Origin of the sequence: Nocardia sp. NPDC059195 (genome assembly GCF_042754695.1) — a bacterium.
Taxonomy (GTDB): Bacteria; Actinomycetota; Actinomycetes; order Mycobacteriales; family Mycobacteriaceae; genus Nocardia.
Window position 1 is genome coordinate 43,328 of record NZ_JBHZBG010000010.1, and the last position, 25,839, is coordinate 69,166.

Sequence of the window (25,839 nt, forward strand, 5' to 3'; positions counted from 1 at the left end):
GGGTGGGCACGCCGTGCCCAGGCATCGCGCGCACTGTCGCCGATTGCCGCGGCGACGAAAAGTAGTGGTCATGACAAACACCACTCGCCCCTTCGGCGACACCGGTATGGACCTCACTCCGCTCGGCTTCGGCACCTGGGTGATCTCCGGCCTCGGCTGGCAGTACTCCTGGGGTGCGACCGACGACGCGGACTCGGTCGCTGCCATCGAACATGCCGTCACGGGCGGCCTGAACTGGATCGACACCGCCCCCGCCTATGGGCACGGGCATGCCGAGGAACTGGTCGGTCGCGCGCTGGCCGGGTTGCCTGCCGCTGATCGCCCGTATCTGTTCACCAAGGTGGGGCTGATCTGGGAAGAAGGCGACGATCCGACGGGGCCGCCGCGTCGGATCATGCGCCCGGAGAGCGTGCGCAAGGAGTTGGAGGGATCGCTGCGGCGACTGAATGTCGACCACGTCGATCTGTACCAGGTGCATTGGCCGGACACCGGCGCCGCGTTCGTCTACGGCGAGCAGGGCGAGGCGACCGATGCCGCGACCCCGCTAGCCGAGTACTGGCAGGTGATGGCCGACTTGAAGAAGGAAGGAAAGGTCAGGTCGATCGGGTTGTCCAACCACGACGTGGCTCAGCTCGCCGAAGCCGAGCAGGTCGCCCATGTAGACGCCATCCAGCCGCCGTTCTCGGCGATCAACCGTTCGGCCGCGCCCGAGATCGCCTGGGCTCACGCCAACGGCTCCGGCGTGATCACGTTCTCGCCGCTGCAGTCGGGGCTGCTGACCGGTGCGTTCACCGCCGAACGTGCGGCGGCGCTCGGGGCTGACGACTGGCGCTCGAGCAGTGCCGACTTCACCACCGGATTGACCGCCAACCTGGCTCTCGTCGCGGCGCTGCGGCCGATCGCGGCCCGCCGCGGTATGTCGGTCGCGGAGGTCGCGCTGGCGTGGAACATCGCCTGGCCGGGCGTCACCGGTGCCATCGTCGGTGCGCGCACTCCCGCGCAGATCGATGGCTGGATCGGCGCCGGTGCGCGCGTGCTGACCGATGAGGATCTCGTTGATATCGCCGCCGCGATTGTCGCGACCGGTGCGGGTGTCGGTCCTGCGCGGGTGCTGTCGGCATGACGCTGCATGTGATCGCTCGGCTGCGCGCGGAATCGGGCCGGGAAGACCGGCTGCGTACGGCGCTCGAGGCGATGATCGAGCCGAGTCTGGCCGAGTCGGGGTGCCTGTCCTACCAGCCCTTCGCCGATCCCAACGACGCCGCGACCATGGTGGTGATCGAACAGTGGACCGGACCCGACGCGCTCGACGCGCACTTCGCGACACCGCACTTCCGTCACGTGTCGGCGGTGCTCGAGCTGGTGCTCGCCGAACCCATGGTGATCGATCGGCTCGTCGCGGAATGAGCCACCCGGCAGCGGACTCGGTGATCATGCCGAGTCCGCTGCCTGCGTGTGGGGCTGGGTCGGTGACCGATGCGCAGGGAGACCGCAAGACGGGGCGGGGGAGGAGCGCTGGAAAACCGATGGCAGGCGACCATTAGGCTGGTACCTGACCTGAGCCCCAGCACAGAACAGGACCGTACCCCGATATGACTTCCCGCATCGAGCTCGCCCGCGTCGATCTGCGCGGTCGTACTCCTTCCGCTGCCGAGCTGCGCACCGCGCTGCCGCGCGGAGGGGTCGACGTGGACTCGGTGCTGCATCATGTGCGGCCGGTCGTCGAGGACATTCGTGACCGCGGAGCCGAGGCGGCGCTGGAATACAGCGAGAAGTTCGACGGTGTTCGTCCCGCCGTGGTGCGGGTGCCCGTTGCCGAGCTGACCAAGGCTCTCGCCGAGCTGGACCCGGCCGTGCGCGCCGCGCTCGAGGTGGCGATCGAGCGGACCAGGAAGGTGCACGCCGATCAGCGGCGCACCGACACGGTGACCGAGGTCGTGCCGGGCGGCACCGTGACCGAGAAGTGGCTGCCGGTCGAGCGGGTCGGGCTGTATGTGCCCGGTGGCAATGCCGTGTATCCGTCCTCGGTCGTGATGAATGTGGTCCCGGCGCAGGCCGCGGGTGTCGAGTCGCTGGTGGTGGCCTCGCCGCCGCAGGCGCAGTTCGGTGGGCTGCCGCACCCGACGATCATGGCGGCCGCCGCGATGCTCGGTGTCGACGAGGTGTGGGCTGTCGGTGGCGCGCAGGCGGTGGCGCTGCTGTCCTATGGCGGTACCGATACCGATGGCGGCGCGCTCGAGCCTGTCGACCTGATCACCGGGCCGGGCAATATCTATGTCACCGCGGCCAAGCGGTTGTGCCGTGGGCTGGTCGGCATCGATGCCGAGGCGGGCCCGACCGAGATCGCGGTGCTGGCCGATGCCACGGCCGATCCGGGGCATGTGGCCGCTGATCTGATCAGCCAGGCCGAGCACGATGTGCTCGCCGCCAGTGTGCTGGTCACCGATTCCGTCGCGCTGGCCGATGCGGTCGACGCTGCGCTGAACGCGCAACTCGCCGTGGTCAAGCACCACGATCGAGTGCGGGAAGCATTGAGCGGCAAGCAGTCCGGGATCGTGCTCGTCGACGACATCGCGCAGGGTCTGCGCGTCGTCGACGCCTATGCCGCCGAGCACCTCGAGATCCAGACCGTCGACGCCGCCGCGGTGGCCGCGCGCGTGCGCAGTGCGGGCGCGATCTTCGTCGGGCCGTGGGCGCCGGTCAGCCTGGGTGACTACTGCGCGGGCTCCAATCACGTGCTGCCGACCGCGGGTTGCGCGCGGCACTCCTCGGGGCTGAGCGTGCAGACGTTCCTGCGTGGCATCCACATCGTGGAGTACACCGAGGCGGCGTTGAAGGATGTCGCCGGACACGTTGTCGCCCTTGCCAATGCGGAGGATCTGCCCGCACACGGGCAGGCTGTGCAGGCGCGTTTCGAGGCGCTGTCATGAGCGAGCGCAGCGAGCGAATCATGTGCCAGCGCGCGGTGCGCATGCCGCAGCCGAGCGCCAGCGAGGCGGAGGCATGAGTACACCCACCGTGCCCGGCGCCTCGGCGACCCTGGACCAACTTCCCCTGCGCGACAACCTGCGGGGCAAATCACCGTATGGCGCACCGCAATTGACGGTGCCGGTGCAGCTCAACACCAACGAGAACCCGCACCCGCCGAGCAAGGCACTGATCGACGACGTCGCCGAATCGGTGCGTGCCGCCGCCGCGGACCTGCATCGGTACCCGGATCGCGATGCCGTCGCACTGCGTCACGACCTGGCCGAGTACCTGACCCGCCAGACCGGTGTCGCTGTCGACACCGCGAATGTGTGGGCGGCCAACGGCTCCAACGAGATTCTGCAGCAGCTGTTGCAGGCGTTCGGCGGACCGGGCCGCAGCGCACTGGGTTTCGTGCCGTCGTACTCGATGCACCCGATCATTTCCGAGGGCATCGATACCGAGTGGGTCGAGGCCAAGCGCAGCGGTGACTTCTCCCTGGATATCGACTACGCGGTGGCGCAGATCGTCGAACGTCGCCCCGATGTGGTGTTCGTGACGAGTCCGAACAATCCGACCGGGCACAGCATCCCGATCGATGAGCTCGAGCGGATTCTCGATGCCGCGCCCGGCATCGTCGTTGTGGACGAGGCGTACGGCGAGTTCTCGGCGGCCCCGAGTGCGATCACCTTGATCGACCGGTTCCCGACCAAACTCGTGGTCACTCGGACCATGAGCAAGGCGTTCGCCTTCGCGGGTGGGCGCCTGGGTTACCTGGCCGCCTCGCCCGCGGTGATCGACGCGATTCTGTTGGTGCGGTTGCCGTATCACCTGTCGGTCGTCACCCAGGCCGCCGCGCGTGCCGCGCTGCGCCATGCCGACGAAACCCTCGGCAGCGTCGCGGAATTGGCGGCCCAGCGTGATCGGGTCGCCGCCGCGTTGGCTGCGCTCGGCTTCGACGTGATCCCCAGCGACGCCAACTTCGTGCTGTTCGGCCGGTTCACCGATGCGGGCGCCGCGTGGCAGCACTACCTCGACGCGGGCGTGCTGATCCGCGACGTCGGCATCCCCGGTTACCTGCGCGCCACCATCGGCCTCGCCGCCGAGAACGACGAATTCCTGCGCGTGAGCCGCGACATCGCGGGCACCGACCTTACTCACTGAATCTACCCGTGGAGGCGAGGTCTAGTGGCTCTACCTGGCCCACGTAACCGAGAAGAACGGCTGCACCACCGTAGTGGCGAACCAGGAATCGTTGTCGCCGCAGGCAGAGATGGTCGAGGACCTTCTCGCGATCGTGCACACCTTTTCCTGTCGTCTATCCGGTCTGCGCCGCTACGAGGAGGCGTTGAAGATCGAGCTGACCGGCGGCGGCGCGTGAAGGTCACCCGAATCGCGTACAGCAGCCACCTCAACGACGGAAAGTATGGGCAGCTTCAAGAGCAGGCCCGGCGTCTTGGTGTGGTGCGGTCGCTGGTGTGGCGGCAGTTCGGTTCGATCCAGGGTCTGGCGTGGTCGGATCGGCAGATTCGCGATGTGTGGATCGTCGACGGCACCGCGCAATCCTTCGACGTGCTGGCCAACGCCTGGAAAGAGACAGTGCGCGACGCGGTCGCCGATATCACCGCGAACCGCGAGGCTGCAAAAGTCAACGTACGCCGGGCGATCAACCGGCGCACCGACAACGAGACCGAGCGCAAGCGCCTGTACACCGCCCTGAAGCGCGACACCTGGGTCAGAGACCCGTACCTGTCCAGGCTCATGCGTCGGCACTGGCGGCGCGGCCGGAACAGGACGACGAATCAGATCGTGGTCCGCGCCGATCACTACAAAACGTTCACCCTCGCTGAGGGCGGCAACCTCTGGCTGGCCGTGCCAGGTTTGGAACGCCGAGAGCTCGTGCGTATCCCGCTGAACACCACCGTAGCGCCCACCGGCACGCTGCGGCTGATCCTGCGCAGCAACCGGGTCGAAGTGCATTACCAGGTCGACGCCGAGGCGATGAAGTCTTCGAATCGGCCGGTCGGCGACCGCACGGTCGGCGTCGACAAGGGATACACCGAAGTCCTCACCGACTCCGACGGCGAGCATCACGGACCCGAGTTGGGTGATCTGCTGACAGCCGAGTCCGACCATCGCAAAACCAACAACGCCCGGCGCGCCAAGCTCCGCAGCGTCGCGGAGAAGGCCGAGCAACGCGGCGACCTGGCGAAGGCCCAGCGTATCCGTGGTAACAACCTCGGTACCCGCAAGCGTGAGCGGCGTTCGAACGCCTGGCAGTGCCGGGTCCGCGACATCACCTTCCAAGCCGTCCACAAAGTCGCCGACAAAGCAGCGGTGATCGTGGCCGAAGACCTCACCAAGACTTTCGCCGGCCGCAAGAAGCTGGGGAAGAACACGAACCGAAGGCTTGCCGCGTGGACCAAGGGTGTCACCGCGGAAGCACTTCAGGCCGTGTCGGACCGCAGAGGTTCTGCGGTGCGGCTGGTCAACGCTGCCTATACCTCTCAGGTCGTTCCCTTCACGAATATCCTTGGTGTTCGCAAAGGGGACCGGCTTCACTGCACCGAGTGCAGGGCGGTATGGCAAGCAGACCACGCCGCAGCGATCAACATCCAGGAGCGAGACGGCGATCCCGACATCTCCCTGCACACCAAGCACACGCTGGTGAAGCAGATCCTCCAGGATCGGACCGATCGCCATCGGACCAGACTGCCGGTCCAGGGCTCCAGCACGTCACTGTGTGCGTGCGGAGAGCGAAATATCCGAATGCTCGACTCTGAGCGCTGAGTAGGAAGCAGGAACACATCATGAGCAGAACAGCGCGGGTGGAACGCGTCACCAAAGAGTCCTCGATTCTGGTGGAGCTGAACCTCGACGGCACCGGGCAGACCGAGATCTCCACCGGGGTGCCGTTCTACGACCACATGCTGACCGCACTCGGCGCGCACGCCGGATTCGACCTGGTCGTGCGGGCCGAGGGCGATATCGAGATCGAAGCGCACCACACGGTCGAGGACACCGCCATCGTGCTGGGCCAGGCACTCGGGCAGGCGCTGGGCGACAAGAAGGGCATCCGCCGCTTCGGCGACGCGTTCATCCCGATGGACGAAACCCTCGCGCACGCCGCCGTCGACGTGTCCGGCCGGCCGTACTGCGTGTTCACCGGCGAGCCGGAACACCTGATGCACACCATCATTCCCAGCGCGGGCCCCGGCGCCTCGTACTCGACCGTGCTCAACAAGCACGTCTTCGAGTCGATCGCGCAGAACGCCCGCATCGCCCTGCACGTGCGGGTGCTCTACGGCCGCGACCAGCACCACATCACCGAGGCCGAATTCAAGGCTGTCGCACGGGCTTTGCGCGCCGCCGTCGAAATCGACCCCCGGGTCAGTGGTGTGCCGTCCACGAAGGGTGTGCTGTGAAATCCGTCGTTCTGCTCGACTACGGTTCCGGCAACCTGCACTCCGCCGAGCGCGCGCTGGTGCGTGCCGGTGCGCAGGTGGAGGTCACCGCCGATCCCGAGGCCGCGCTGGCCGCTGACGGACTTGTCGTCCCCGGTGTCGGCGCGTTCGCCGCATGCATGGCGGGCCTGCGCGAGGTGCGCGGTGAACGCATCATCGGGCAGCGCCTCGCAGGTGGTCGTCCCGTGCTCGGCATCTGCGTCGGCATGCAGATCATGTTCGACCGCGGCGTCGAGTTCGGTATCGAGACCGAAGGCTGCGGAGAATGGCCCGGCACGGTCGCAGGCCTGGACGCGCCCGTCCTGCCGCACATGGGCTGGAACACGGTCAAGGCGCCTGCCGACAGCACCCTGTTCGCCGGCATGGACGCCGACACCCGCTTCTACTTCGTCCACTCCTACGCGGCCCAGCAGTGGGAGCTGCCCGCGAACGAGCACATCGCACCCCCGAAGCTCACCTGGGCCGAGCACGGTGTGCCGTTCCTGGCCGCCGTCGAGAACGGGCCGTTGTCGGCGACTCAGTTCCACCCGGAGAAGTCCGGGGACGCGGGTGCGCAGTTGCTGCGCAACTGGATCGGATCGCTGTAGTTCAGGCGGTGCGCGGGTTCTTCGGTGTCGAGGCCGTGACTACGTCCGGTGGTTCCGCTCCTCCGTCGTGGAGCGGACCGGTTCGGCGGCCAGGAAGTCGCGGACCAGGGCCGCGCAGCGAGGTGCGTCGTCGAACCACGGGTTGTGGCCGCCGGGTACGACGGCGAGATGCGCGCCGGGGATCTTCGTTACGGACGGTCGTGCCTGGTCGGGTGAGCTGAATACGTCGTGCTCACCCCAGACGAACAGGGTCGGGGTGCTGATCCGTGCGAGCTCGTCGTCGGTCAGGACGTTCTCCGGGCGTGGAGTGCGGCCCTGCATCAGTCGGCACAGGAGGGCCCGGTAGGACGCGGCTTGTCCTGGTAGGCGCAGTGGCAGGCGGTGCAGGTCGAGAAGGTCGTCCGACATCGCGCGCGTCGCATTCACTCCGAGTGCCTCCGTGAGGGCGAAACGCGCGACGAACCGAGGCGACGGTAGTTGCATGAGGCTCTGGTCGAGCCTTCCCCGGATCGGGGACGTCAAGGATTCCATCTCGGCGATGCCTCGCGATCCCGGTAGGGCTGTGGCGGGGGTGCCGACAAGCGCTGCTCGCGACACTCGGTCGGGTGCGTCGAGCATCGCCCAGAGCGTGAGCAAGCCGCCGAGGGAGCTGCAGGCAAACGCGGCCCGGTCGAATTCGAGTGCGTCGAGAGTTCCGGTAAGTACGCCGACCGCCAGCTCGCGGACGGTCCGCTCCTGCCACCTATACGGCGGCGCGAGGCTGTGGCCGGGCAGGTCGATCAGGATATGGCGGAAGCCGGGCAACCCGGCGATCAGCGGTGCCATGCCCATGGCAGGCGCGGAGATGCCGTTGATGTGGACCAGCGGCTCACCCTCGCCTGCTGTCAGAACGCGCACCTGCACCGAAGGAGCGCTCAATGTGAGTGTGTGTTCGGTGATCGTCAGCCCGTAGGTGTCGGCCACGCGTTGTTCGGCCGCGCGGATCCGCAGCTCGAGTCCCTGGGAATTGCTCATGCAACCACTGTCGGGTGTGGGTGCCGTCGCAGTCTTGGACGAATGTTCGGCGTCAGGGCGCCGTGAGTGCGCCCGGCGTGATTCCGGCGAAGGCCGACATATCGCGGTGGAGGTGCGATTGGTCCGAATAGCCGCATGTCACAGCGACTTCGGCGGCGGAGCGGCCTGCCGTCAGCAGGTCGAACGCGCATCGGAATCGGACCACCATCGCTGCTCGTTTGGGTGTCACGCCGACCTGAGCGGTGAACTTCGACCACAGGCGCTGACGACTCCACCCGGTGAGGTCGGCCAGCTCCCACACCCGCACGGCGCCTTTGTCCGCGACGATTCGCTCCCAGCACGCGGCGACCTCGGGATCTGCCGTCCTCTTCGGCGTTTCCCGTGCGGTGAGAAATTTCGCTGTCACCGCGAATCTGTCCGCCCACGTTGCTGTTTCGGACAGCTGCTCGCGCAGCAATGGTGCCGCCGAACCCCAGATATCGTCCAGCCCGATCATCGTGCCGTTCAGGTCGGCCGGTGCGACACCGAGCAGGCCGAACGCGGCGATGGGCGACATCCGCAATTCGACACATTCGACCCGCGCGGCCTGAACATGGCGAATTCCCGGGGTGAGGCCGGCGACCAGGCCATCGAACGTGGAACCCTCCACAGTCAACCGGCTATCCCCGAATTGGATCACCACAGTGACCTCAGGCCGAGCGAAGATTCGCATATCGCACCCCGTCGCGGCGCGATCGCGAAACCCCGCCAGCACGACGCCCGCCATGGCCGATCCGGTCGACCGCGCCAGGTCCCAGCCGACATCCAGCTCCCGTTCGGACATGATCGGCCGCATCTGCTGAGCGTACGAGTGTTGTTGTCGGCCTGGCAACGGGACGATCGGGTCAGGGGTTGTCGACGTCGGCTCGGTCGGCGGCTTCGGTGCCCGCGGTCCAGCCTTCGGCGGAGCGGATGGTGATACCTCGGGTGCGGACGGTGGCGAAGTAGGTGTCGAAGGCTTTGTCTACTCGTTGCTGGTGGCTGGCCAGGACCGGGAGTAGGTGGGCGCGGTCGGGGGAGTCGGCGATCGTCGCTTCGGCGGCCTCGGCGAGGCGTTCGCCGATCCTCGAGGCGTAGGCGGTGAGGAAGGCCTTGCGGTAATGGCGGGAGCGGGATTCCTCGGTGGTGGCGTTGTCGATCATGGTGCGGGTGGCTTGGACCAGGAGTGAGGTGGACAGGATTTCCACGGCGTCGAGGTCGGGGTCGTCGCCGACGATCGTGACGAAACCCCAGTCGGCGACGAAGATCGCGCGGGCGCGGTTGGCTCGGGTGACCATGTCGATGAGCAGGGCTTTGGCGTCGGTGTAGGGGGTTTCGAGCCAGATTCGGCGGGCGGCGGGGAGATCGCGGTCGGTGCGCTCGGCATCGATCAGGGCGCGGTCGATCGCGTACTTGGTCATGAGTTCCTGCGCCTTGGCGGACAGGGTCTCGGCTTCCTCGGCGAAGGACGTCGACTCAGCCTTGGCGAGGAGGCCGCGGACTCGGCCGAGGGTCTTCTCGTCGACGTGGTGGTGGGTGGCGGTCTGTCCGCGGGTGCCTGGAAGCGGCACGATCTGCTCGAGTTTCGGGAGTTGGATGAGCAGGGCGAGCGCGGTGAGGGCCGCGGTGAGGGCCTCTTCGTCGGTGAGTAGCGCGCGGTCGGCCCACTGCTCGAGGTGCGGCCGATCGGAGGTCCACCACACCGTGGCGCCCAGTTCGTTCAGTTGCGTCTGCCAGATCTCGTCGACGGATTCGGGTGCGAAGTCGGCGCGGTGGCCGGCGATCAGGTCCGTCAGATACCCGATCGCGAATTCGTCCAACCGCCTGCGCGCGGCCTCGTGTATGTCGCTCGGCAACCAGCCGAACTCGAAGGCGCGGGCGATGATTCGCGCAGCGGCGAGCGCAACCCCCGTACCCGGCTCCGCTGCCGCTACCTGTTCGGCGAACCGCTCGATCGCGTTCTTGTCGCCCTGTGCGGCGAGGAAGGCGACGGTCGCGATCGCATCGGCGACCTGCGACGGGTCACCCGACAACGCGGCATCGACCGGAAGTCCGGGAGCGGCCGCCGGCTTGCGACCGGTGCGACGCCGACGATTCTGCTTGGCCAAGGTGTGCCGATCCTGTTCGTGGAGGCGCTGCCCTGCGATGGGGTGGGCAGCGGCGAGAAGTTCGCGGCGTCCATTGTCGCAGCGGGGCGGCACGGTCGTTCGTTCGACTTCGAAGGGTCGGAGCAGGTCAGCCGAGCCGGGTGGATAGCGGATTATGTAATCGATGCTCGCCCACGAGAATCCGACCGTGGAATGATTTCGGACGGCGGTCGGTGCGACTAGGGTGGTGGTATGAGTTATCGGGGGATGTTGCTCGACGAACGGGCCGAACTTGTCGAACTGCTGCGGGGTTTGAGTGAGCAGGAATGGGAGACGCCGTCGCTGTGCGCGGGGTGGCGGGTTCGCGATGTGGTGGGGCACCTGCTGCAGGACACGCTGAGTCCACTGAGCTATGCGGCGGTCGTGGTGAAGAGTCGCGGCTCGGTGGAGCGCACCAATAACGCACTCGCGCAGTCATTCTCGGGGCTGACGACCGGGCAGCTGGTGGACAAACTCGACAAGGAGTCGGGTCGTCTTTCGAAGTACTCGCCCCGGCTCATGCTCTCCGACCTCGTAGTCCACCACCAGGACATCCGACGCCCGCTCGCCCGCCCGCGGACGATCCCCGCCGACCGTCTCACCGCGGTCCTCGACTACCCCGACCCGTTCGCCTTACCCGGCAGATTCACCAAGGGCCTGCGTTTCGTCGCCACCGATATCGACTGGTCCTCGGGCGACGGCCCGGAAGTTCGCGGCCCGGGCGAGGCCATCGCCCTGGCCGTGGTCGGCCGCACCGTCGCGCTCGACGACCTCACCGGTGGCGGGCTCCCCGAACTCCGCCGCCGCATGTCCTGACATCGGGAGGGAACGTCGATCGGGCTCAGCGCCGTAGCGCGGTCTCCGTCTCCGTTCGCGACAGCTTGTCGGGATTGCGCACGGAGTAGAGCCCGGTGATGAGTCCGTCGTCGATGCGTACCGCGACTACGGTGTCGATCGTGCCGTCGAGGCGCAGAATCAGTGCCGGGTGGCCGTTGAGCTGGGCCGGTTCGACGGTCATCTCGGCGCCGATTCTGGGCAGCCCGGCTGTCAGCAACGCGGCGACCAGGTCGGCTCCGATGATGGGGGACAGGGCGGCCTGCTTGATTCCGCCGCCGTCGCCGAGGAAGACGACATCAGGGGCCAGTAGGTCGAGCAAATGCTGTAGGTCGCCGGTTTCGATCGCCCGCTGGAAGGCGGCGAGCGCGTCGCGGGACTCGTTCGGGGACACGATTCCGCGTGGTCGGCGGGCTGCGACGTGGGCACGAGCTCGGTAGGCCAGTTGGCGGACAGCGGCTGGGGTTTTGTCGACGGCGTCGGCGATTTCGTCGTAGTCCAGGTCGAATACTTCGCGGAGTACGAACACCGCTCGCTCGATCGGGGTGAGTGTTTCCAAGACCAGCAGCATCGCCATCGAGACGCTCTCGGCCAGTTCGACGTCCTCGGCCACGTCCGGGGTGGTCAGCAGCGGTTCGGGTAGCCAGGGGCCGACATAGGATTCCCTGCGCCGACCGAGCGTGCGCAGCCGGTCCAGCGACTGACGGGTCGTGATTCTGACCAGGTAGGCGCGCTGGTCCAGAACCGTGTCGAGGTCGACGCGTACCCATCGCAGCCATGTTTCCTGCAGGACGTCCTCGGCGTCGGCGGCCGAGCCGAGCATCTCGTAGGCGACGGTGAACAGCAGATTGCGATGGGCGACGAACATCTCGGTTGCTTGTGCCTTGCCGTCGGGCGTGGTCTGCGCCGCCATGGGTAGCTCCTGTTTCCGCTCGGATGTGTCGCACACCAGACGCCGGTCGGCGCCGTTGCGTAACACCGGTGCGCAGTGGCGTGGATCACGTCGACGAGGGTGTTACGGATATCCGGTCGCGTTCGTCTCATGGTCGTTCGATTCAGCAACTACCAGTGAGGAACACGTCATGGAACCCCGATTCAACCTGTTCGATACCGAGGTCGGCGCCAAGTTCGGCAAGCGGTTCGGCAACGCCAGCCTGGCGCTGATGCAGTCGTCCCTGCCGAAAGCCACCCAGGACCTGGTGATGTTGCGCGTCAGTCAGATCAATGGCTGCGCCTACTGCACCGACGCGCACAGCAAGGACCTCGCCCACGCCGGAGAGTCCGCGACACGGATCAATCTTGTTGCCGCGTGGCGTGAGTCGACCGTGTTCACCGACGCGGAACGCGCGGCGCTCGCACTGGCCGAGGAAGGTACCCGCGTCGCCGATGCCGCTCATGGCGTGTCCGACGCGACCTGGGCCCAGGCGCGCGAGCACTACGACGACGAGCAGCTCGCTGCCCTGGTTGCCGTGGTGGCCCAGATCAACGCGGCCAACCGACTCGGCGTCATCCTGCGTCAGCAGGGCGGTGCCTACGAGCCCGGCATGTTCGAGGCCGTGGCCAACTGACCCCACGGCGGGTTCGCGTGACGCGGGCCTCACCGCCGCGGACCGTTGCGGGAACGCGGACACAGACCTACTAGTCTGAATGCGTGAGTCTTGTGCTGTTGCCCGCTGTCGATGTCGCCAATGGTGAGGCCGTGCGCCTTGTGCAAGGGGAGGCCGGTAGCGAAACGAGCTATGGGTCGCCTCGGGACGCGGCGTTGGCGTGGCAGCAAGCGGGGGCCGAGTGGGTGCATCTGGTCGATCTGGACGCGGCCTTCGGCAAGGGGAGCAACCGGGAACTGATCGCCCGGGTCGTCGGCGAGCTCGACGTCAAGGTCGAACTGTCCGGCGGTATCCGTGACGACGATTCGCTCAAAGCGGCGCTGGCCACCGGGTGCGCGCGGGTCAACATCGGCACCGCGGCGATCGAGAACCCGCAGTGGTGTGCCCGGGTGCTCGGCGAGTACGGCGACCGGATCGCGGTCGGGCTCGACGTCAAGCAGATCGACGGGCAGTGGCGGCTGCGCGGCCGGGGCTGGGTGACCGACGGCGGCGACCTGTGGGAGGTGCTCGAACGCCTCGAGCGCGACGGGTGCGCACGCTATGTCGTCACCGACGTCTCCAAGGACGGCACGCTGACCGGCCCCAACCTCGAGCTGCTGAGCGAGGTCGCCAACGCCGCCGAGGCACCGGTGGTCGCCTCCGGCGGTATCTCGGTGCTCGACGACCTCGTCGCCATCGCGGGCCTGGCCGAAGACGGTGTGGAGGGCGCGATCATCGGCAAGGCGTTGTACGCGGGCCGGTTCACGCTGCCCGAAGCCCTGGCCGCGGTGCGCTGACACCGCCGATGACCGCCACGCCGAGCACCGCCGAACTGACCGACCTGCTGACCGTCGCCACCCAGACCCTGGACGGCGTGGTCGGGCGTTTCGTCGAAGGCCTCGGCGCGCCGAGCGCGGTGACCAAGGGCCGCAACGACTTCGCCACCGAGCTCGATCTCGAGCTGGAACGCACCATCTCCGCCGAGCTCCAGCAGCGCACCGGCATCGCGGTGCACGGTGAGGAATTCGGTGGGCCCGCGCTCACCTCGGGCACGGCCTGGGTGCTCGATCCGATCGACGGCACCTTCAACTACTCCTCCGGCCATCCCATGTCGGGCACCCTGCTGGCGCTGGTGCACGAAGGCGAACCGGTGATCGGCCTGACCTGGCTGCCCACGCTCGGTAGCCGCTACACCGCGGTATCCGGTGGGCCGGTGTACCTCGACGGTGTGGCGTTGCCACCGCTGGAACCGGGCAAGCTCGCCAACTCCATGATCGGGTTCGGCGCCTTCAACCTCGACTCGGCAGGCCGCATCCCCGGTCAGTTCCGATTCGACCTGCTCGGTGCCTTGAGCCGGTTGTCCTCGCGGGTGCGGATGCACGGCGCCACCGGCATCGACCTGGCGTTCACCGCGTCCGGGGTGCTCGGCGGCGCGGTGGTCTTCGGGCATCATCCGTGGGACAACGCGGCCGGGGTCGCGCTGGTGCGCGCCGCGGGTGGCGTGGTCACCGACCTCGCGGGCGCGCCGTGGACGATCACCTCCGGCTCGGTGCTGGCCGCCGCGCCGGGCGTGCACGAGGAGCTGCTGGAAATGATTTGCACCGTCAGCGAAGAAGAACGAGGGTGAACCCCATGACACCGCGCACCGACGAACGACCGAGCACCCTGGCGGTCCGCGTGATCCCGTGCCTTGACGTCGATGCCGGTCGGGTGGTCAAGGGCGTCAACTTCCAGAACCTGCGCGACGCGGGCGACCCGGTGGAACTGGCCGCGACCTACGACGCCCAGGGCGCCGACGAGCTGACCTTCCTCGACGTGACCGCCTCCACCGGCGACCGCGGCACCATGCTCGACGTGGTGACCCGGACCGCCGAACAGATCTTCATCCCGCTCACGGTCGGCGGCGGCGTGCGCACGGTCGACGACGTCGACCGGCTGCTGCGCGCGGGCGCGGACAAGGTGTCGGTGAACACCGCCGCCATCGCCCGCCCCGAAGTGCTGTTCGAGATGTCGCAGCGCTTCGGTGCCCAGTGCATCGTGCTCTCGGTCGACGCGCGCACCGTGCCCGACGGTGAGCCCGACACCCCGTCCGGCTGGGAGGTCACCACCCACGGCGGCAAGCGCGGCACCGGCATCGACGCCGTCGAATGGGCCATCCGCGGCGCCGAACTCGGCGTGGGCGAGATCCTGTTGAACTCGATGGACGCCGACGGCACCAAGGCCGGATTCGATCTGCCGATGATCACCGCGGTGCGCGCCGCAGTGCGCGTACCGGTGATCGCCAGCGGCGGCGCGGGCGCGGTCGAACACTTCCCGCCCGCCGTCCACGCCGGTGCCGACGCGGTACTGGCCGCGAGCGTGTTCCACTTCGGCGATCTCACCATCGGACAGGTGAAGGACGCGATGCGCGCGGACGGCATCACCGTCCGCTGACCCACTCTCAGGCCGCGGCTTCGGCCGAATTCGCCTGACGCCGAACTCTTCGGTGTCCGCGCACCACGATCCGCCGGTACGCGGACGATGGAATCACCGTGCGTCGATCGCGATGAATTCCGGTGTCGCCGGTGTTGACAGCGGGATGAGCATCGGAATCGCGTTGTCCCCGTTCGCCCTCGATCAATCCGCCAACGCCGTGGACGCGGCCGTCGACCTGGGCCAGGTGGCCGCCGATGTCGGGCTGAGCTCGGTCTGGTTGGGGCAGACCTTCAGCACTGACTCGATCGTGTTGGCGGCGTTGATCGGTCGGGCAGTACCGGGGATCGAAGTGGGTACTTCGGTCGTCCCGGTGCCGGGCAGGCATCCGTTGCTGGTGGCGAGTCAGGCGCAGACCGCGCAGGCGGCGAGCGGCGGACGGTTCGTGCTCGGGGTGGGGCTCGGCGCTCGGTCGCTGTCCGAACGCGCGTTCGGCGGGCCGTTCGACCGTCCTGCCGTCCGGTTGCGTGAATTCCTCACGGCGCTGCGGTCGATTCTCGATACCGGTGAGGTCGACTTCCGCGGGGAGACAGTGACCGCAGCCAGTCCGATGCCCGCGGCTGTCGCGGGTGCCGACCCGACGGTGCCGGTGCTGGTCGCGGCGATGGGGCCGCAGGCGTTGCGGGCCACCGGTGAACTGGCCGACGGCACGTTGCCCTTCCTGGTCGGCCCCGAGGCGCTGGCCGAGCACATCGTCGCGCCATTGACCGCCGCCGCGGCGGCTGCGGGCAGGCCGCGTCCCCGCGTCGTCGTGATGGTCCCCGGCGTCGTGACTGCCGACGTCGCCGGGGCGCGGAGCATCGCAGCGGCGAAAACCGCCTTCTACGACACGATTCCGTCGTATCAGCGAGTGGTGGAGCTCTCGGGTGCCCAGCGGGCAGCCGAACTGGTGGTGATCGGCGACGAGGAGACAGTGGCCGCGCGAGTGGCCGACTATTTCGCCGCGGGCGCCACCGATGTGGTGTTCTCCCAGGCCGATCTGACCACCCCCGAAGACCAGCAGCGCACCTGGCGGCTGCTCGGTGAGCTGAACCGCGCCCGCTGACCCGCCGTCACAGTCCCATCTCGGCCGCGATGACAGTGCGAAGGACATCGCTGGTGCCGCCCATGATGCGGTCGACCCGGTGGTCGGCGTAGAGGCGGGCGATCGGGGAGTCGGCGAGATAGCCGATGCCGCCGTGTAATTGGAGGCAGCGGTCGATCACCCGGCCCGCCGACTCGGTGCAGAACAGTTTGGCCGAGGCGGCGTCGGCGGGGGTCAGGTCGCCGCGGTCGTTGGCGGCCAGCGCACGGTCGACGACCGCCTCGACGGCATCGACCTCGGCGCGGCAGGCGGCCAGCTCGAATGTGGTGTTCTGGAAGCTCGCCGCCGGGTGCGCGAACGCGGTGCGCTCGGTGGTGAAGCGGTACGCGAAACGGACCGCGGCCTTGGCGTGCGCGTGGGCGCCGATGGCGATGGTCAGACGTTCGCGCGGCAGCTGCGCGGCGAGATGGGACTGGGCGCGGTGGGCGTCGCCGAGTCGATCGGCCACCGGCACCCGCACATCGGTGAAGGTGAGTTCGGCTGTGTCGGAGACCTTTCGACCGAGGGTGTCGAGTGCGCGACCGACCCGGTAGCCGGGGGCGGCGGCATCGACCACCAGCAGAGAAAGGCCGTAGGTCGGGTCGTCGGCGTTCGGGGGTGCGGTGCGCGCGCACACGATGACGCGGTCGGCGTGTACACCGCCGGTGACGAAGGTCTTCGAACCGTTGAGCAGGTACTCGGTGCCGTCCAGCGACATCGGCGCGGTGGTCCGCATGCCGGCGGGCTCCGTTCCGGTGCCCGGTTCGGCGACCGCGAGCGCGAACATCGTTTCGCCGGTGGCGAATCCGGGCAGCCAGCGCTGCTGCTGTTCGGCTGTCGCCAGGTCGGTGATCAGTGGCAGGCAGCGGGACACGTGGGCGCTGGAGCCGCCGAAAGACACCGCGGCGCGGGCGATCTCCTCGGCGAGCACCGCGCGGTACCGGAACGACTCGAGGCCGGAGCCGCCGTGCTCGACGGGCACCTCCATGCCGAGCACCCCGAGTTCGCCCAGCCGGTAATAGAATTCGCGCGGCACCAGTCCGTCGTCGTACCACTTGCCGAAACTCGGCACGACTTCGGAGTCGATGAACGCGCGTATCGTCGCCCGGAAGGCGTGGTGCTCGGCATCGAAAACTGTTCTGCGCATGGGGATTCCTTACCGGCCGCGAACGGCCACGAGCCGGCCCGCCCGAGGAGTTGATCGGGCGGACCGGCGAGACGGCGGGGGAGACTACTTGGGCGGGGTGGGAACCGCGGGGTCCTTGCAGTAGGCACCGAGCTCGGCCGGGCACGGCGCGAGAATGGTCGAGAAGTACTGGTAGGCGGAGAAGAGCGCCAGCGGACCACCGACGGTGACCAGGCCGAGCATCGTTCCTGCCGCACCGAGCGTGGCCGCGCCGAGCACACAACCGGCCACCGTGGCACCGACCCACGGCACGAGCAGCACGATCACCGGGCTGGCGATGGCCGCACCGGCGGCACCGCCGACCAGGCAGCCGATACCGCCGCCGACCACCGCGCCGACGATGGCGGCCACGGCGCTACCCACGCCGAGGCGCTGGCTGAGCACGCCGAGCGCGGCTTGATCACGCGGGGTGAAGGACTCGGCGATCTGCTGCGCCGCGACGTCCTGGGTGATCACGTTCGTGGCCGCGGCCACCGGGGCGCCGCCCTCCCGCGACGGCGTCAGGGTCGCGGTGCCGCCGTCGATGGTGGCGGCGATCGGGAACACCTTGTCGTCCATGCGGTAGGTCAGCGGCAGTGCGGCGACCGGGGTGTCGGCGCCGGTGGTGAGCACGAGCTGGCCATCGACGACCTGCAGTTTGCCGTCGGTGGACAGCACCGCGGAGTCACCCTGCCTGCTCACCTCGTAGCGCACCTCGGTCTGCGGTGCCGGATCGGCGTTGCCGGTCCCGGTACTGACGCACAGGGCCAGCGCGGTCATGGCCGCCGTGGCCAGGGTGGTTGACATCTTCATGGTGAACCTCATCGATCGGGGTGTATTGGGACAGGCCGCGCACGCTGGGATGCGCTGCGCAACGTTGAGGGAGCGACTACTTGCCGCTGGTGTCGATCAGGCCGCCGTCGGACAGCGACCAGTGCTCGCCGACGAAGGTCTGGATGCCGACGGACTCGAGCGGATAGCCGTCGCCCGCACCGGTTTTCATCGCGATGCCGGGCAGCATGAGGTCGGTGGAGACGTTGTCGAGCGAGCGCATCGCGTCCCGCAGGCCCTCGCGGGTCGGGCATTTCGCCGCTTCCATGGTCTTGCGGAAGCTCTCGGCCATCGTCCATCCGGCCATGGCGTGCTGGTTCGTCGGGTCGGCGCCGGGTGCGTACTGCGCCATCTTGGACTTGTATGTCTGCATGCCCGCGTCGGTGGCCCAGCGCGGGTCGGCGGGTTCCTTGAGGAACGCCGCGGTCACCGTGCCCTGGACGTTGGCCAGCCCGACCGGGCGCAGGGTGGCCATGGTGTTGGAGACCACGGCGAGCATGTGCAACGGATTCCAGTCGGTATTGCGGACATCGGCGGCCAGCGCCTGCGAGGCGAACTTCGGTGTCGAGAAGTTCAGCAGCACATCGGCTTTGGCATTGGCCAGGTTGCGGACCTGGGCGTCGACGGTGGGGTCGGTGACCTCGAAGCTCTGCTCGGCGATCACCTTCACCCCGCTGCCCGCGACGCCCTCGGTGAACGCCGCGAGCAGGTCCTTGCCGAAGTCGTCGTTCTGGTAGAGCACCGCCACGGTCGCGTTCGGCCGCTGCGCCTTCACGTACTGCGCGTACGCCAGACCCTCGGTGCGGTAGCTGGGCTGCCAGCCGATGGTCCACTGGTTCTCGGTGCTGGAACCGAATTTGTTCGCCCCGGTGGCGACGAAGACCTGGGGCACCTTGCGCTGGTTGAGATAGTCGGTGACCGCGGAAGAGGTCGCCGTGCCGAGGGTTTGGAAGACCGCGAACACCTGGTCCTGTTCGACCAGGCGACGGGTCTCTTCGACTGTCTTCGGCGGCTGGTAACCGTCGTCGCGTACTACGTACTCGACTGTGCGTCCGTCGATGCCACCCTGCTCGGCGTTGATGTAGTCGAAGTAGGCCTTGGCGCCCTTGGGTACCTCGCCGTAGGCCGAGGCCGGACCCGACAGCGGGTACGCCCCGCCGAGTTTGATGGTGCTGTCGGTGATACCGATCGTCTGCTGACCCTTGCAGTCGCCTTGACCGACGGAGCCGGTCTCCTCGCCACGACCACCACACGCGGTGAGGGTCGCGAGTAGCGCGGCCGTCACACCGATGGAGCGGATTGCCCTAGTGCGCATGAGTTTTCCCTTTCCGGACACGATGTCCGAGCCATTGCGTCCACTGGGTGGCCAGGCCGGCCAAACCCTTCGGCGCGAGGTACATGACCGCGATGATCAGCAGTCCGAAGATGACGCCGGGTGCGGCTTGATTCACGTCCTGGGCGAAACTGGGCACGAACATCACGAACAGTCCGCCCAGCAGGGGGCCCCAGGTGGTGCCGAGCCCTCCGACGACCAGCCCGGCCAGCAGCGTGATCGACAGCGTCAGCGCGAAGGAATCGGGTGAGACGAACGCGATCACCCAGGTGTAGACACAGCCCGCGATGCCTGCCAGCAGCGCGCTCCAGGCGAAAGCGAGTGTTTTGTAGTGCGCCAGATTCACCCCGAGCACCTCGGCGGCGATCTCGTTGTCGCGCACCGCGTGCAGTGCGCGCCCGACCCGGGAGCGCAGCATCCCGGCGACCAGGACGAAGCTCACCACGGTGGTGGCCAGCGCCAGGAAGTACAGCCACTGGTCCTCGGCCAGCCCGGTCCACGCCGGCGCGACGGGCTTGGTGACGGTGAGTCCCATGGAACCGCCGGTGATTCCGTCGAACCGCTTGAGCAGCGGCACCAGGAAGATCGCGATGGCCAGGGTGACCAGTGCCAGATACAGCCCGCGCAGTCGCAGCGCCGGGGCACCGAGGGCGAAGCCGAGGACGAAGGTGACGGCCGCGGCGATCGGGATGGTCGCGAAATACGGTGTGTCCCAGTGCTCCATCGCGATCGCGGCGGTGTAGGCGCCGATGGCGAAGAAGGCGCCGTGGCCGAGCGAGATCTGGCCGGTGTGGCCGACCAGCAGGTTCAGCCCGAGCAGGGTGACCGCGTAGATCATCGCCATGGCCAGTTGGAAAGTGCGGAAGGGCACCAACTGGAAAGGTGCGACGCAGGCCAGCAGGACAAGCGCGGCCGTCGCGACGATCGGCCAGCGCAGCGTATTCAGCTGGTGCAGTATCGGTTTCGCGACCGGGGTTGCCGAAGGCCGTGTCGCAATGTTCACTTCGCTCATACTCGTTCCACCGCCGCGTGTCCGAACAGACCTTGGGGGCGCAGCAACAGCACGCCCAGGATGATCACCAGCGGCACACCGATCTTGAGTTCGGTGCCGATCGCGTCGACGTAAGCGCCGGTGAGGGTTTCGGCGACGCCGACGATCAGACCGCCTGCCACCGCGCCGCCGGGGGAGTCGAACCCGCCCAGCGTCGCCGCCGCGAAGGCGTAGATGAGGACCCCGCCCATCATGTTCGGTTCGAGGAACAGCAGCGGCGCCGACAGTACGCCCGAGACCGACCCGACCAGCGCGGCCAGACCCCAGCCGAGCGCGAGCACGGTGCCGACCCGGATGCCGACGAGCTTGGCCGACTGCGGATTACACGCCACCGCCCGCATCGCGAGCCCGATCCTGGTGTAGCGGAACAGCAGATACAGCAGCGTCATGACCACGGCGACGACGAGCAGAATGCCGAGACTGCCGTAGCCCACACTCAGGCCGCCACCACGTAAAGCCCCCTCGGGAAAGGGATTCGGGAACGACTTGGTCTGATACGACCAGATCCAGCCCGCGGTGGCGTTGATGGTGAAAAAGAGACCGACGGTGACGATCACCAGGGTGATCTCGGGTGCGCCCTCGACCGGACGGATCACCACTCGTTCGATCAGCATGCCGCCGGCGAAGGAGAGGACAAGGGTGAGCGGCAGTGCCGCCCAGAACGGCATGAGCTGGCTCAGCTGCCAGGCCAGAAACGCCGAGAACATGGCCAGCTCGCCCTGGGCGAAGTTGACGATCCCGGTGAATCGGTAGATGAGCACCAGGGCCAGCGCGAGGCCCGCGTAGATGGCGCCCGCGGACAGTCCCTCGACGAGCTGCTGCAGGAATTCGATCACGGCCGCACCCGATATCCCAGGTAGGAGCGGGTGACCTGCTCATCGGCCCTGATCTGCTCTGCGGTGCCCGACAAGACGATGCGCCCGGTTTCCAGGACGTGCGCCTGCTGGGCGACCTCGAGCGCGAGGTGGGCGTTTTGTTCGACGACGATCACCGTGGTGCGTTCCTCTTCGTTGATGGTGGCGACGATCCCGAACAACTCCTGGGTGACCAGCGGTGAGAGGCCGAGCGAGGGTTCGTCGAGCAGCAGCAGGCGTGGCCGGAGCATCAGGGCCCGGCCGATGGCGAGCATCTGCTGCTGGCCGCCGGACAGGCCGCCCGCGGCGTCGCGCTGCTTGTCGCGCAGGATCGGGAAGTAGTCGTAGACGCGGCGCAGGTCGGTGTCGACGGCGGCGCGGTCACGGCGGGGATAGGCGCCCAGGCGCAGGTTTTCTTCGACGGTGAGCGGGGCGAAGGTGCCGCGTCCCTCCGGAACATGGGCGACACCGAGGCGCGCCATCGATTCCGGTGCGCGACCGGATACTTCGTCACCGTCGAGGAGCAGACTGCCGCGAACCTTGATCATCCCGCACAGGGCGCGCAGCAGGGTGGTCTTGCCCGCGCCGTTGGGGCCGAGGATCGCGCACACGGTGCCCCGCTCGACCGAAAAGCTCACGCCATGAAGGACTTTCGCCGCACCGTAACCGGCATGCAGGTCGGTGATCGTCAAGAAATCGCTCGTGCCTGCCGTCGGCCAGTGCTCGCTCATGCCGAAGCTCCCAGGTAGGCGCGGATGACGGCCGGATCCTGCTGTACCGCTTCGGGTTTGCCCTCGGCGATCACCTGGCCGAACTCGAGGCAGATCACCCGATCGCAGGTGCCCATCACGAAACCCATGTGGTGTTCGACGACGATCACGGTCAGTGCGAGGTCGGCCTGCAGGGCGCGCAGCCGCTCGGCGAATTCGTCCACTTCCCCGTGGCTCAGGCCGTTCACCGGTTCGTCGAGCAGCAGCAGTCGCGGCCGCACCGCCAGCGCTCGGGCGAGTTCGATGCGTTTGAGGGTGCCGAAGGGCAGGCCGGCGGCCGGGTGGTCGGCGACCGCGGTCAAGTCGAGGCGTTCGAGCAGCTCGTCGGCTTCGGCGCGCAGCAGCTTTTCCTCCTTGCGCACCTTCGGCAACCGCAGTCCGGCTGAGACGAAGCCCGCGCATGCCCGGTGATGCGCGCCGACGAGGACGTTCTCGCGCACCGAGAGACGGGGGAACAGGCCGAGGTTCTGGAAGGTGCGGGCGATGCCGAGCCCGGCCAGGGCGTCGGGCCGCACCGTCGACAGGTCGGTGTCGAGGTAACGCATGGTGCCCGACGTGAGCCGGTTGCGCCGCGTCATGCAGTTGAACAGGGTGGTCTTGCCTGCGCCGTTGGGTCCGATCAGACCGACCATCTCGCCGGGAGCGACCGTGAACCCGACGTCCTGCAGAGCGGTGATGCCGCCGAAGCGCACCGTCAGGTTGGTAATCTCGAGCATGCGACGAACACTAAGACCGCAGGTCGGAGCCCACATCGGACGTTGCGGACCAAGAACTCGCCCGGTGCTCGTCCGCTGCGGACAGTGTGACGTGGTTGACACTGTGCTCCGCCCCATGCACACTCCCCGAACATGTCAGCTGGATCACGTTTAGCCGTTTCGACCGAATCCGATCAGGTCCAGGCCGAGCGTCAGCGGATCGCGAGCTGCGCCTACGACCACGCCGACGAGATCGCCGACGACGTGATGGCCAAGATCCGCGCCCAGCTGCCCGGCTACGCCACCGCGGACCCCGGTGTTCTCGACGATGTGCACGATCAGCTCGCCCGGCTGAGCCGCACCGGACTCGGTGCGCTGCTCGAGCACCGCCGCGTCTGCCCGGCCGATGTCGCCTACGCCCGGCAGGCGGCGGCGCGGCGGGCCCGCACCGGCTTGCCGCTGGTCGACTACATCGCCGCGTTCCGGCTCGGCCAGCGCGCCATCTGGAAAACACTGCTCGCGCACGCGGGCGATTCCGAGGCCGGGAAGGCGGCGGTGCTGTCGTTGGCGGGGCCGCTGGCTCGCTACACCGATCTGATCAGTACCCAGGCCACCGACGCGTATCTGGAATTCCAGCAGTACGTGGCCGATGAATCCGGGCGGGACTCGCAGGCCCTGATGGACGCGCTGCTCGACGGCACGCTGCCCGCGAGCGGTCCGCATCTGTCGGTGGCCACCGCGCACGGCATCGGGGCCGAACGCACCGTGCCGGTGGTCGTGGTCACCGCGGTGGTGCTCGATCGAGCGGAGCGTAGCGAGGACTCGTCCGAAAGCCTGGTTCAGGCAAGGCAATTGGTGTCCGCGGCGATGGCGCGGTGCACGGTCAACGGATTGCGGACGCTGTCGGCGGTGCGCGGCTCCGAGATCGTCGCGGTGCCCGCGCTCGCGAGCGCGGGCGCGGCCGACGGACTGTGCGAACGGCTGCGCGCGATGCAGGACGAACTGGGTGCCGAGGGCATCACGCTCGCCATCGGGGTGAGCACCGCGGTGACCGAGGTCGCCCAGATTCCGCGTGCCTACCGGCAGGCGCAGGCCGCGCTCGCGCTCCTGCCCGAAGGGGGTGGGGTGCTCGCGTTACCGCAGCTCACCCCGTTCAAGTACCTGCTCTTGCGGGCCGATGACACCACCCGTCAGCTGGTCGATCCGCGCATCGGCAGCGCACTGGCCGAGGACCGTGTTCGTGGCGGGACGTTGGCCGAGACGATCCGCGCGTTCGCCGCCGCCGACATGAATCTGCGCGAAGCCGCCGACGCCCTGCACATCCACCTCAATACGGCCAAGTATCGGCTGGGCCGGATCCAGGAGCTCACCGGCCGAAATGTGCGCAGCGTGAACGACCTCGTCGAACTGCTGGTGGCCATCGAACTGGCTGCTGTTATAAACGAGGCATGAGCCTGGACCCCGCCATCGCCGCCCGCCTCAAGCGCACCGAGGACGGATTGATCGCCGCGGTCGCGCAGGAAAAGGCGACCGGGGACGTGCTGATGATGGCGTGGATGGACGATGAGGCGCTGGCCCGAACGCTGGAAACCCGTCAGGCGACCTACTATTCGCGCTCGCGTCAGCAGTACTGGGTCAAGGGCGAGACCTCCGGGCACACGCAGTACGTGCACGAGGTGCGCCTGGATTGCGACGGCGACACGCTGCTGCTGATCGTCGATCAGGAAGGCGCGGCCTGCCACACCGGCACCCACACCTGCTTCGACGCCGACGTGCTGCTCGCCGCGGACTAGTCGCCGTCTTCGACGAGGATCCGATTCAGCCGGTCGGACAGCGTTTCCCCGAGCACCGCGAGTTGCGCGGTCTGCGGATCGGTGAGACCGTCCAGGACGAGCCTGCGTACGGCATCCACATAGCCGGGGGCGGCTTCGATCACCTTCTCGAAACCCGCGTCGGTGAGTACCGCGTACACCCCGCGTCTGCCCGCGGTGGTGTCGCGTCGCGCCCAGCCGAGACGTTCGAGCTTCGACACCACATGTGACAGTCGCGATAGCGACGCATTTGCCTTGTGGGCGAGATCACTCAGTTGCAGGCGGTGGCCCGCCTCTTCCGAGAGCAGGCTGAGCACCTGGAACTCGAAATGGGTGAGCCCGGACTCGCGTTGCAGCCGGGTGTCCAACGCGCCGGGGATCCGGGTCATGAGCGCGACGATCGCCTGCCATGCGCGCCGTTCGACGGGGTCGAGCCACTGGGTCATCGCCGGAACTGCCTCGCGGCCGGACGGCGGGCATGGTGGAGTGGGGCGCGCACGAGAGAGAGTTTGCCACGACGTCGCTGTGGCGTCCGCGAGTTGGTGGTGGTCGTGAGGTCACTCACATCACCGCGAGGTCGCGGATAACGGCTAACGGTCGCCGGTCATCGGCGGCATGGTGGGCTCGGGCGGGCGTGCCGCGGCCTTGGCGGCCTGGTGACGGTTCAGTCCACGCTTGCCCATCAGCGCGAGCACCAGCGCGAAAACCACCGCCGCGACGATGGCGCCGACCAGGCAGGCGCCGCGGAACGCAGGCGCGTCGACGTCGAGAATGCGTTGACCGGCGTGTGCGGCATTGTTGCCACCGAGCACGATCGTCAACGTCATCAGATTGGGCAGCGAGCAAGCCAGCGCGATGATCACCGCCGCGCCCGCGATGAACTTGCCGCCCTTGCGCTTCCACACCCGCACCGCCGATACCAGCAGCAGCAAGGGCAGCAGCGTGAACAGGAACCCGTACACCAGACCCCACCAGATGCCCGAGCTGAAACTGCCGTGCACGACGTTGGCCAGCCGCTGTGCCCACCATCGGGGGATGAACGAGGACAGAATGAAGTAGGCGATCACCAGTACCACCACCGTGGCGAGCGCCATGATCGCCCGGTTACGCCATCGGACGGCGGTGGATTTCTGACCGCTCGACTGCACCTCGCCGGTTGTCATCTGCCCAGCGTAAGTGCGTCGGGGCCGCCGGGCGG

At 68.0% G+C, this 25,839-nt stretch carries 28 protein-coding genes and 1 pseudogene; 16 read left to right on the forward strand and 13 right to left on the reverse strand.

Features of this window, described 5'->3' with window-relative positions:
* Positions 1–70 precede the first annotated feature (70 nt).
* The 8 genes and pseudogenes from ACFXKN_RS15070 to hisH all read left to right on the forward strand — a co-directional run bounded on the left by ACFXKN_RS15070 (position 71) and on the right by hisH (position 7,018).
* Positions 71–1,123, forward strand: coding sequence for an aldo/keto reductase (locus ACFXKN_RS15070; RefSeq protein ID WP_378957450.1), 1,053 nt, complete (start codon positions 71–73; stop codon positions 1,121–1,123).
* Positions 1,120–1,407, forward strand: a complete 288-nt coding sequence (locus tag ACFXKN_RS15075) for a putative quinol monooxygenase (protein WP_379433159.1) — start codon at positions 1,120–1,122, stop codon at positions 1,405–1,407. The genes ACFXKN_RS15070 and ACFXKN_RS15075 overlap by 4 nt, the downstream gene beginning before the upstream one ends.
* Positions 1,408–1,592: 185 nt before the next feature.
* Positions 1,593–2,930, forward strand: a complete 1,338-nt coding sequence (gene hisD, locus ACFXKN_RS15080) for a histidinol dehydrogenase (RefSeq protein ID WP_379433160.1) — start codon at positions 1,593–1,595, stop codon at positions 2,928–2,930.
* Between the two features lie 73 nt (positions 2,931–3,003).
* Positions 3,004–4,131: a histidinol-phosphate transaminase gene (locus ACFXKN_RS15085; RefSeq protein ID WP_379433161.1), complete on the forward strand. Its 1,128-nt coding sequence runs from the start codon at positions 3,004–3,006 to the stop codon at positions 4,129–4,131.
* A gap of 34 nt (positions 4,132–4,165) precedes the next feature.
* Positions 4,166–4,348, forward strand: a pseudogene (locus ACFXKN_RS15090) (hypothetical protein); the annotation flags it as partial.
* Complete coding sequence (locus ACFXKN_RS15095) at positions 4,345–5,757, forward strand: zinc ribbon domain-containing protein (protein WP_379433162.1); 1,413 nt, start codon at positions 4,345–4,347, stop codon at positions 5,755–5,757. The pseudogene ACFXKN_RS15090 and the gene ACFXKN_RS15095, both read left to right, overlap by 4 nt.
* Before the next feature lie 20 nt (positions 5,758–5,777).
* Entirely contained in the window at positions 5,778–6,392 is a 615-nt protein-coding gene (hisB, locus tag ACFXKN_RS15100; protein WP_378957430.1) for an imidazoleglycerol-phosphate dehydratase HisB, read from the forward strand.
* A complete protein-coding gene (hisH, locus tag ACFXKN_RS15105; protein ID WP_378957425.1) occupies positions 6,389–7,018 on the forward strand; it encodes an imidazole glycerol phosphate synthase subunit HisH in 630 nt (209 codons plus the stop codon). The genes hisB and hisH overlap by 4 nt, the downstream gene beginning before the upstream one ends.
* Positions 7,019–7,057: 39 nt before the next feature.
* Here hisH and ACFXKN_RS15110 read toward each other — a convergent pair whose 3' ends face one another.
* From ACFXKN_RS15110 to ACFXKN_RS15120, 3 genes are read right to left on the reverse strand one after another with little or no spacing between them, the layout of a single operon-like run.
* Entirely contained in the window at positions 7,058–8,032 is a 975-nt protein-coding gene (locus ACFXKN_RS15110) for an alpha/beta fold hydrolase (protein WP_378957419.1), read from the reverse strand.
* Positions 8,033–8,084: 52 nt separating this feature from the next.
* Positions 8,085–8,867 carry a helix-turn-helix domain-containing protein gene (locus ACFXKN_RS15115; RefSeq protein ID WP_378957414.1) on the reverse strand — a complete coding sequence of 261 codons (783 nt, stop codon included), beginning with the start codon at positions 8,865–8,867 and terminating at the stop codon, positions 8,085–8,087.
* 49 nt (positions 8,868–8,916) lie between these two features.
* Positions 8,917–10,158 (reverse strand): DUF2786 domain-containing protein, encoded by a 1,242-nt coding sequence (locus ACFXKN_RS15120; protein ID WP_379433163.1) that lies wholly within the window; start codon positions 10,156–10,158, stop codon positions 8,917–8,919.
* A 231-nt stretch (positions 10,159–10,389) separates the two neighbouring features.
* Here ACFXKN_RS15120 and ACFXKN_RS15125 point away from each other — a divergent pair, with 231 nt between their 5' ends.
* Positions 10,390–10,992: a maleylpyruvate isomerase family mycothiol-dependent enzyme gene (locus tag ACFXKN_RS15125; protein WP_379433164.1), complete on the forward strand. Its 603-nt coding sequence runs from the start codon at positions 10,390–10,392 to the stop codon at positions 10,990–10,992.
* Between the two features lie 25 nt (positions 10,993–11,017).
* Here the strand turns inward: ACFXKN_RS15125 and ACFXKN_RS15130 are convergent, their stop codons facing one another.
* Positions 11,018–11,923 carry an RNA polymerase sigma-70 factor gene (locus ACFXKN_RS15130; RefSeq protein WP_379433165.1) on the reverse strand — a complete coding sequence of 302 codons (906 nt, stop codon included), beginning with the start codon at positions 11,921–11,923 and terminating at the stop codon, positions 11,018–11,020.
* 169 nt (positions 11,924–12,092) lie between these two features.
* Here ACFXKN_RS15130 and ACFXKN_RS15135 point away from each other — a divergent pair, with 169 nt between their 5' ends.
* The 5 genes from ACFXKN_RS15135 to ACFXKN_RS15155 all read left to right on the forward strand — a co-directional run bounded on the left by ACFXKN_RS15135 (position 12,093) and on the right by ACFXKN_RS15155 (position 16,113).
* Complete coding sequence (locus tag ACFXKN_RS15135) at positions 12,093–12,578, forward strand: carboxymuconolactone decarboxylase family protein (protein ID WP_379433166.1); 486 nt, start codon at positions 12,093–12,095, stop codon at positions 12,576–12,578.
* An 83-nt stretch (positions 12,579–12,661) separates the two neighbouring features.
* The gene (gene priA, locus ACFXKN_RS15140) at positions 12,662–13,393 is read left to right on the forward strand and encodes a bifunctional 1-(5-phosphoribosyl)-5-((5-phosphoribosylamino)methylideneamino)imidazole-4-carboxamide isomerase/phosphoribosylanthranilate isomerase PriA (protein ID WP_379433167.1); all 732 of its coding nucleotides are present in this window, start codon (positions 12,662–12,664) and stop codon (positions 13,391–13,393) included.
* An 8-nt stretch (positions 13,394–13,401) separates the two neighbouring features.
* A complete protein-coding gene (locus ACFXKN_RS15145; protein ID WP_379433168.1) occupies positions 13,402–14,223 on the forward strand; it encodes an inositol monophosphatase family protein in 822 nt (273 codons plus the stop codon).
* Between the two features lie 5 nt (positions 14,224–14,228).
* A complete protein-coding gene (hisF, locus tag ACFXKN_RS15150; RefSeq protein WP_379433169.1) occupies positions 14,229–15,029 on the forward strand; it encodes an imidazole glycerol phosphate synthase subunit HisF in 801 nt (266 codons plus the stop codon).
* A gap of 145 nt (positions 15,030–15,174) precedes the next feature.
* The gene (locus tag ACFXKN_RS15155) at positions 15,175–16,113 is read left to right on the forward strand and encodes a TIGR03564 family F420-dependent LLM class oxidoreductase (RefSeq protein ID WP_379433170.1); all 939 of its coding nucleotides are present in this window, start codon (positions 15,175–15,177) and stop codon (positions 16,111–16,113) included.
* Between the two features lie 7 nt (positions 16,114–16,120).
* Here ACFXKN_RS15155 and ACFXKN_RS15160 read toward each other — a convergent pair whose 3' ends face one another.
* The 7 genes from ACFXKN_RS15160 to ACFXKN_RS15190 form a co-directional block, all read right to left on the reverse strand.
* On the reverse strand, positions 16,121–17,278 hold the full coding sequence (locus ACFXKN_RS15160) for an acyl-CoA dehydrogenase family protein (RefSeq protein ID WP_379433171.1): 1,158 nt from the start codon (positions 17,276–17,278) through the stop codon (positions 16,121–16,123).
* 84 nt (positions 17,279–17,362) lie between these two features.
* Complete coding sequence (locus ACFXKN_RS15165; RefSeq protein ID WP_378957367.1) at positions 17,363–18,109, reverse strand: hypothetical protein; 747 nt, start codon at positions 18,107–18,109, stop codon at positions 17,363–17,365.
* Between the two features lie 76 nt (positions 18,110–18,185).
* Complete coding sequence (locus ACFXKN_RS15170; protein ID WP_379433172.1) at positions 18,186–19,442, reverse strand: ABC transporter substrate-binding protein; 1,257 nt, start codon at positions 19,440–19,442, stop codon at positions 18,186–18,188.
* The gene (locus tag ACFXKN_RS15175; RefSeq protein ID WP_379433173.1) at positions 19,432–20,472 is read right to left on the reverse strand and encodes a branched-chain amino acid ABC transporter permease; all 1,041 of its coding nucleotides are present in this window, start codon (positions 20,470–20,472) and stop codon (positions 19,432–19,434) included. Before ACFXKN_RS15175 ends, ACFXKN_RS15170 begins: the two co-directional genes overlap by 11 nt.
* Positions 20,469–21,347, reverse strand: a complete 879-nt coding sequence (locus tag ACFXKN_RS15180) for a branched-chain amino acid ABC transporter permease (protein WP_378957356.1) — start codon at positions 21,345–21,347, stop codon at positions 20,469–20,471. Before ACFXKN_RS15180 ends, ACFXKN_RS15175 begins: the two co-directional genes overlap by 4 nt.
* Complete coding sequence (locus tag ACFXKN_RS15185; protein WP_378957352.1) at positions 21,344–22,096, reverse strand: ABC transporter ATP-binding protein; 753 nt, start codon at positions 22,094–22,096, stop codon at positions 21,344–21,346. The genes ACFXKN_RS15180 and ACFXKN_RS15185 overlap by 4 nt, the downstream gene beginning before the upstream one ends.
* A complete protein-coding gene (locus tag ACFXKN_RS15190) occupies positions 22,093–22,851 on the reverse strand; it encodes an ABC transporter ATP-binding protein (RefSeq protein ID WP_379433174.1) in 759 nt (252 codons plus the stop codon). The genes ACFXKN_RS15185 and ACFXKN_RS15190 overlap by 4 nt, the downstream gene beginning before the upstream one ends.
* Positions 22,852–22,983: 132 nt before the next feature.
* On the opposite strand from ACFXKN_RS15190, the gene ACFXKN_RS15195 reads away from it, so the two are divergent.
* Entirely contained in the window at positions 22,984–24,282 is a 1,299-nt protein-coding gene (locus ACFXKN_RS15195) for a PucR family transcriptional regulator (protein ID WP_379433175.1), read from the forward strand.
* The gene (hisI, locus tag ACFXKN_RS15200) at positions 24,279–24,623 is read left to right on the forward strand and encodes a phosphoribosyl-AMP cyclohydrolase (protein ID WP_378957334.1); all 345 of its coding nucleotides are present in this window, start codon (positions 24,279–24,281) and stop codon (positions 24,621–24,623) included. Before ACFXKN_RS15195 ends, hisI begins: the two co-directional genes overlap by 4 nt.
* Here the strand turns inward: hisI and ACFXKN_RS15205 are convergent.
* Together ACFXKN_RS15205 and ACFXKN_RS15210 are read right to left on the reverse strand one after the other, a co-directional pair.
* The gene (locus tag ACFXKN_RS15205; RefSeq protein ID WP_379433176.1) at positions 24,620–25,087 is read right to left on the reverse strand and encodes a MarR family winged helix-turn-helix transcriptional regulator; all 468 of its coding nucleotides are present in this window, start codon (positions 25,085–25,087) and stop codon (positions 24,620–24,622) included. The two genes, hisI and ACFXKN_RS15205, sit on opposite strands and share 4 nt — an antisense overlap.
* Positions 25,088–25,231: 144 nt before the next feature.
* Positions 25,232–25,804: a permease gene (locus ACFXKN_RS15210; RefSeq protein WP_379433177.1), complete on the reverse strand. Its 573-nt coding sequence runs from the start codon at positions 25,802–25,804 to the stop codon at positions 25,232–25,234.
* Between the last annotated feature and the right edge of the window lie 35 nt (positions 25,805–25,839).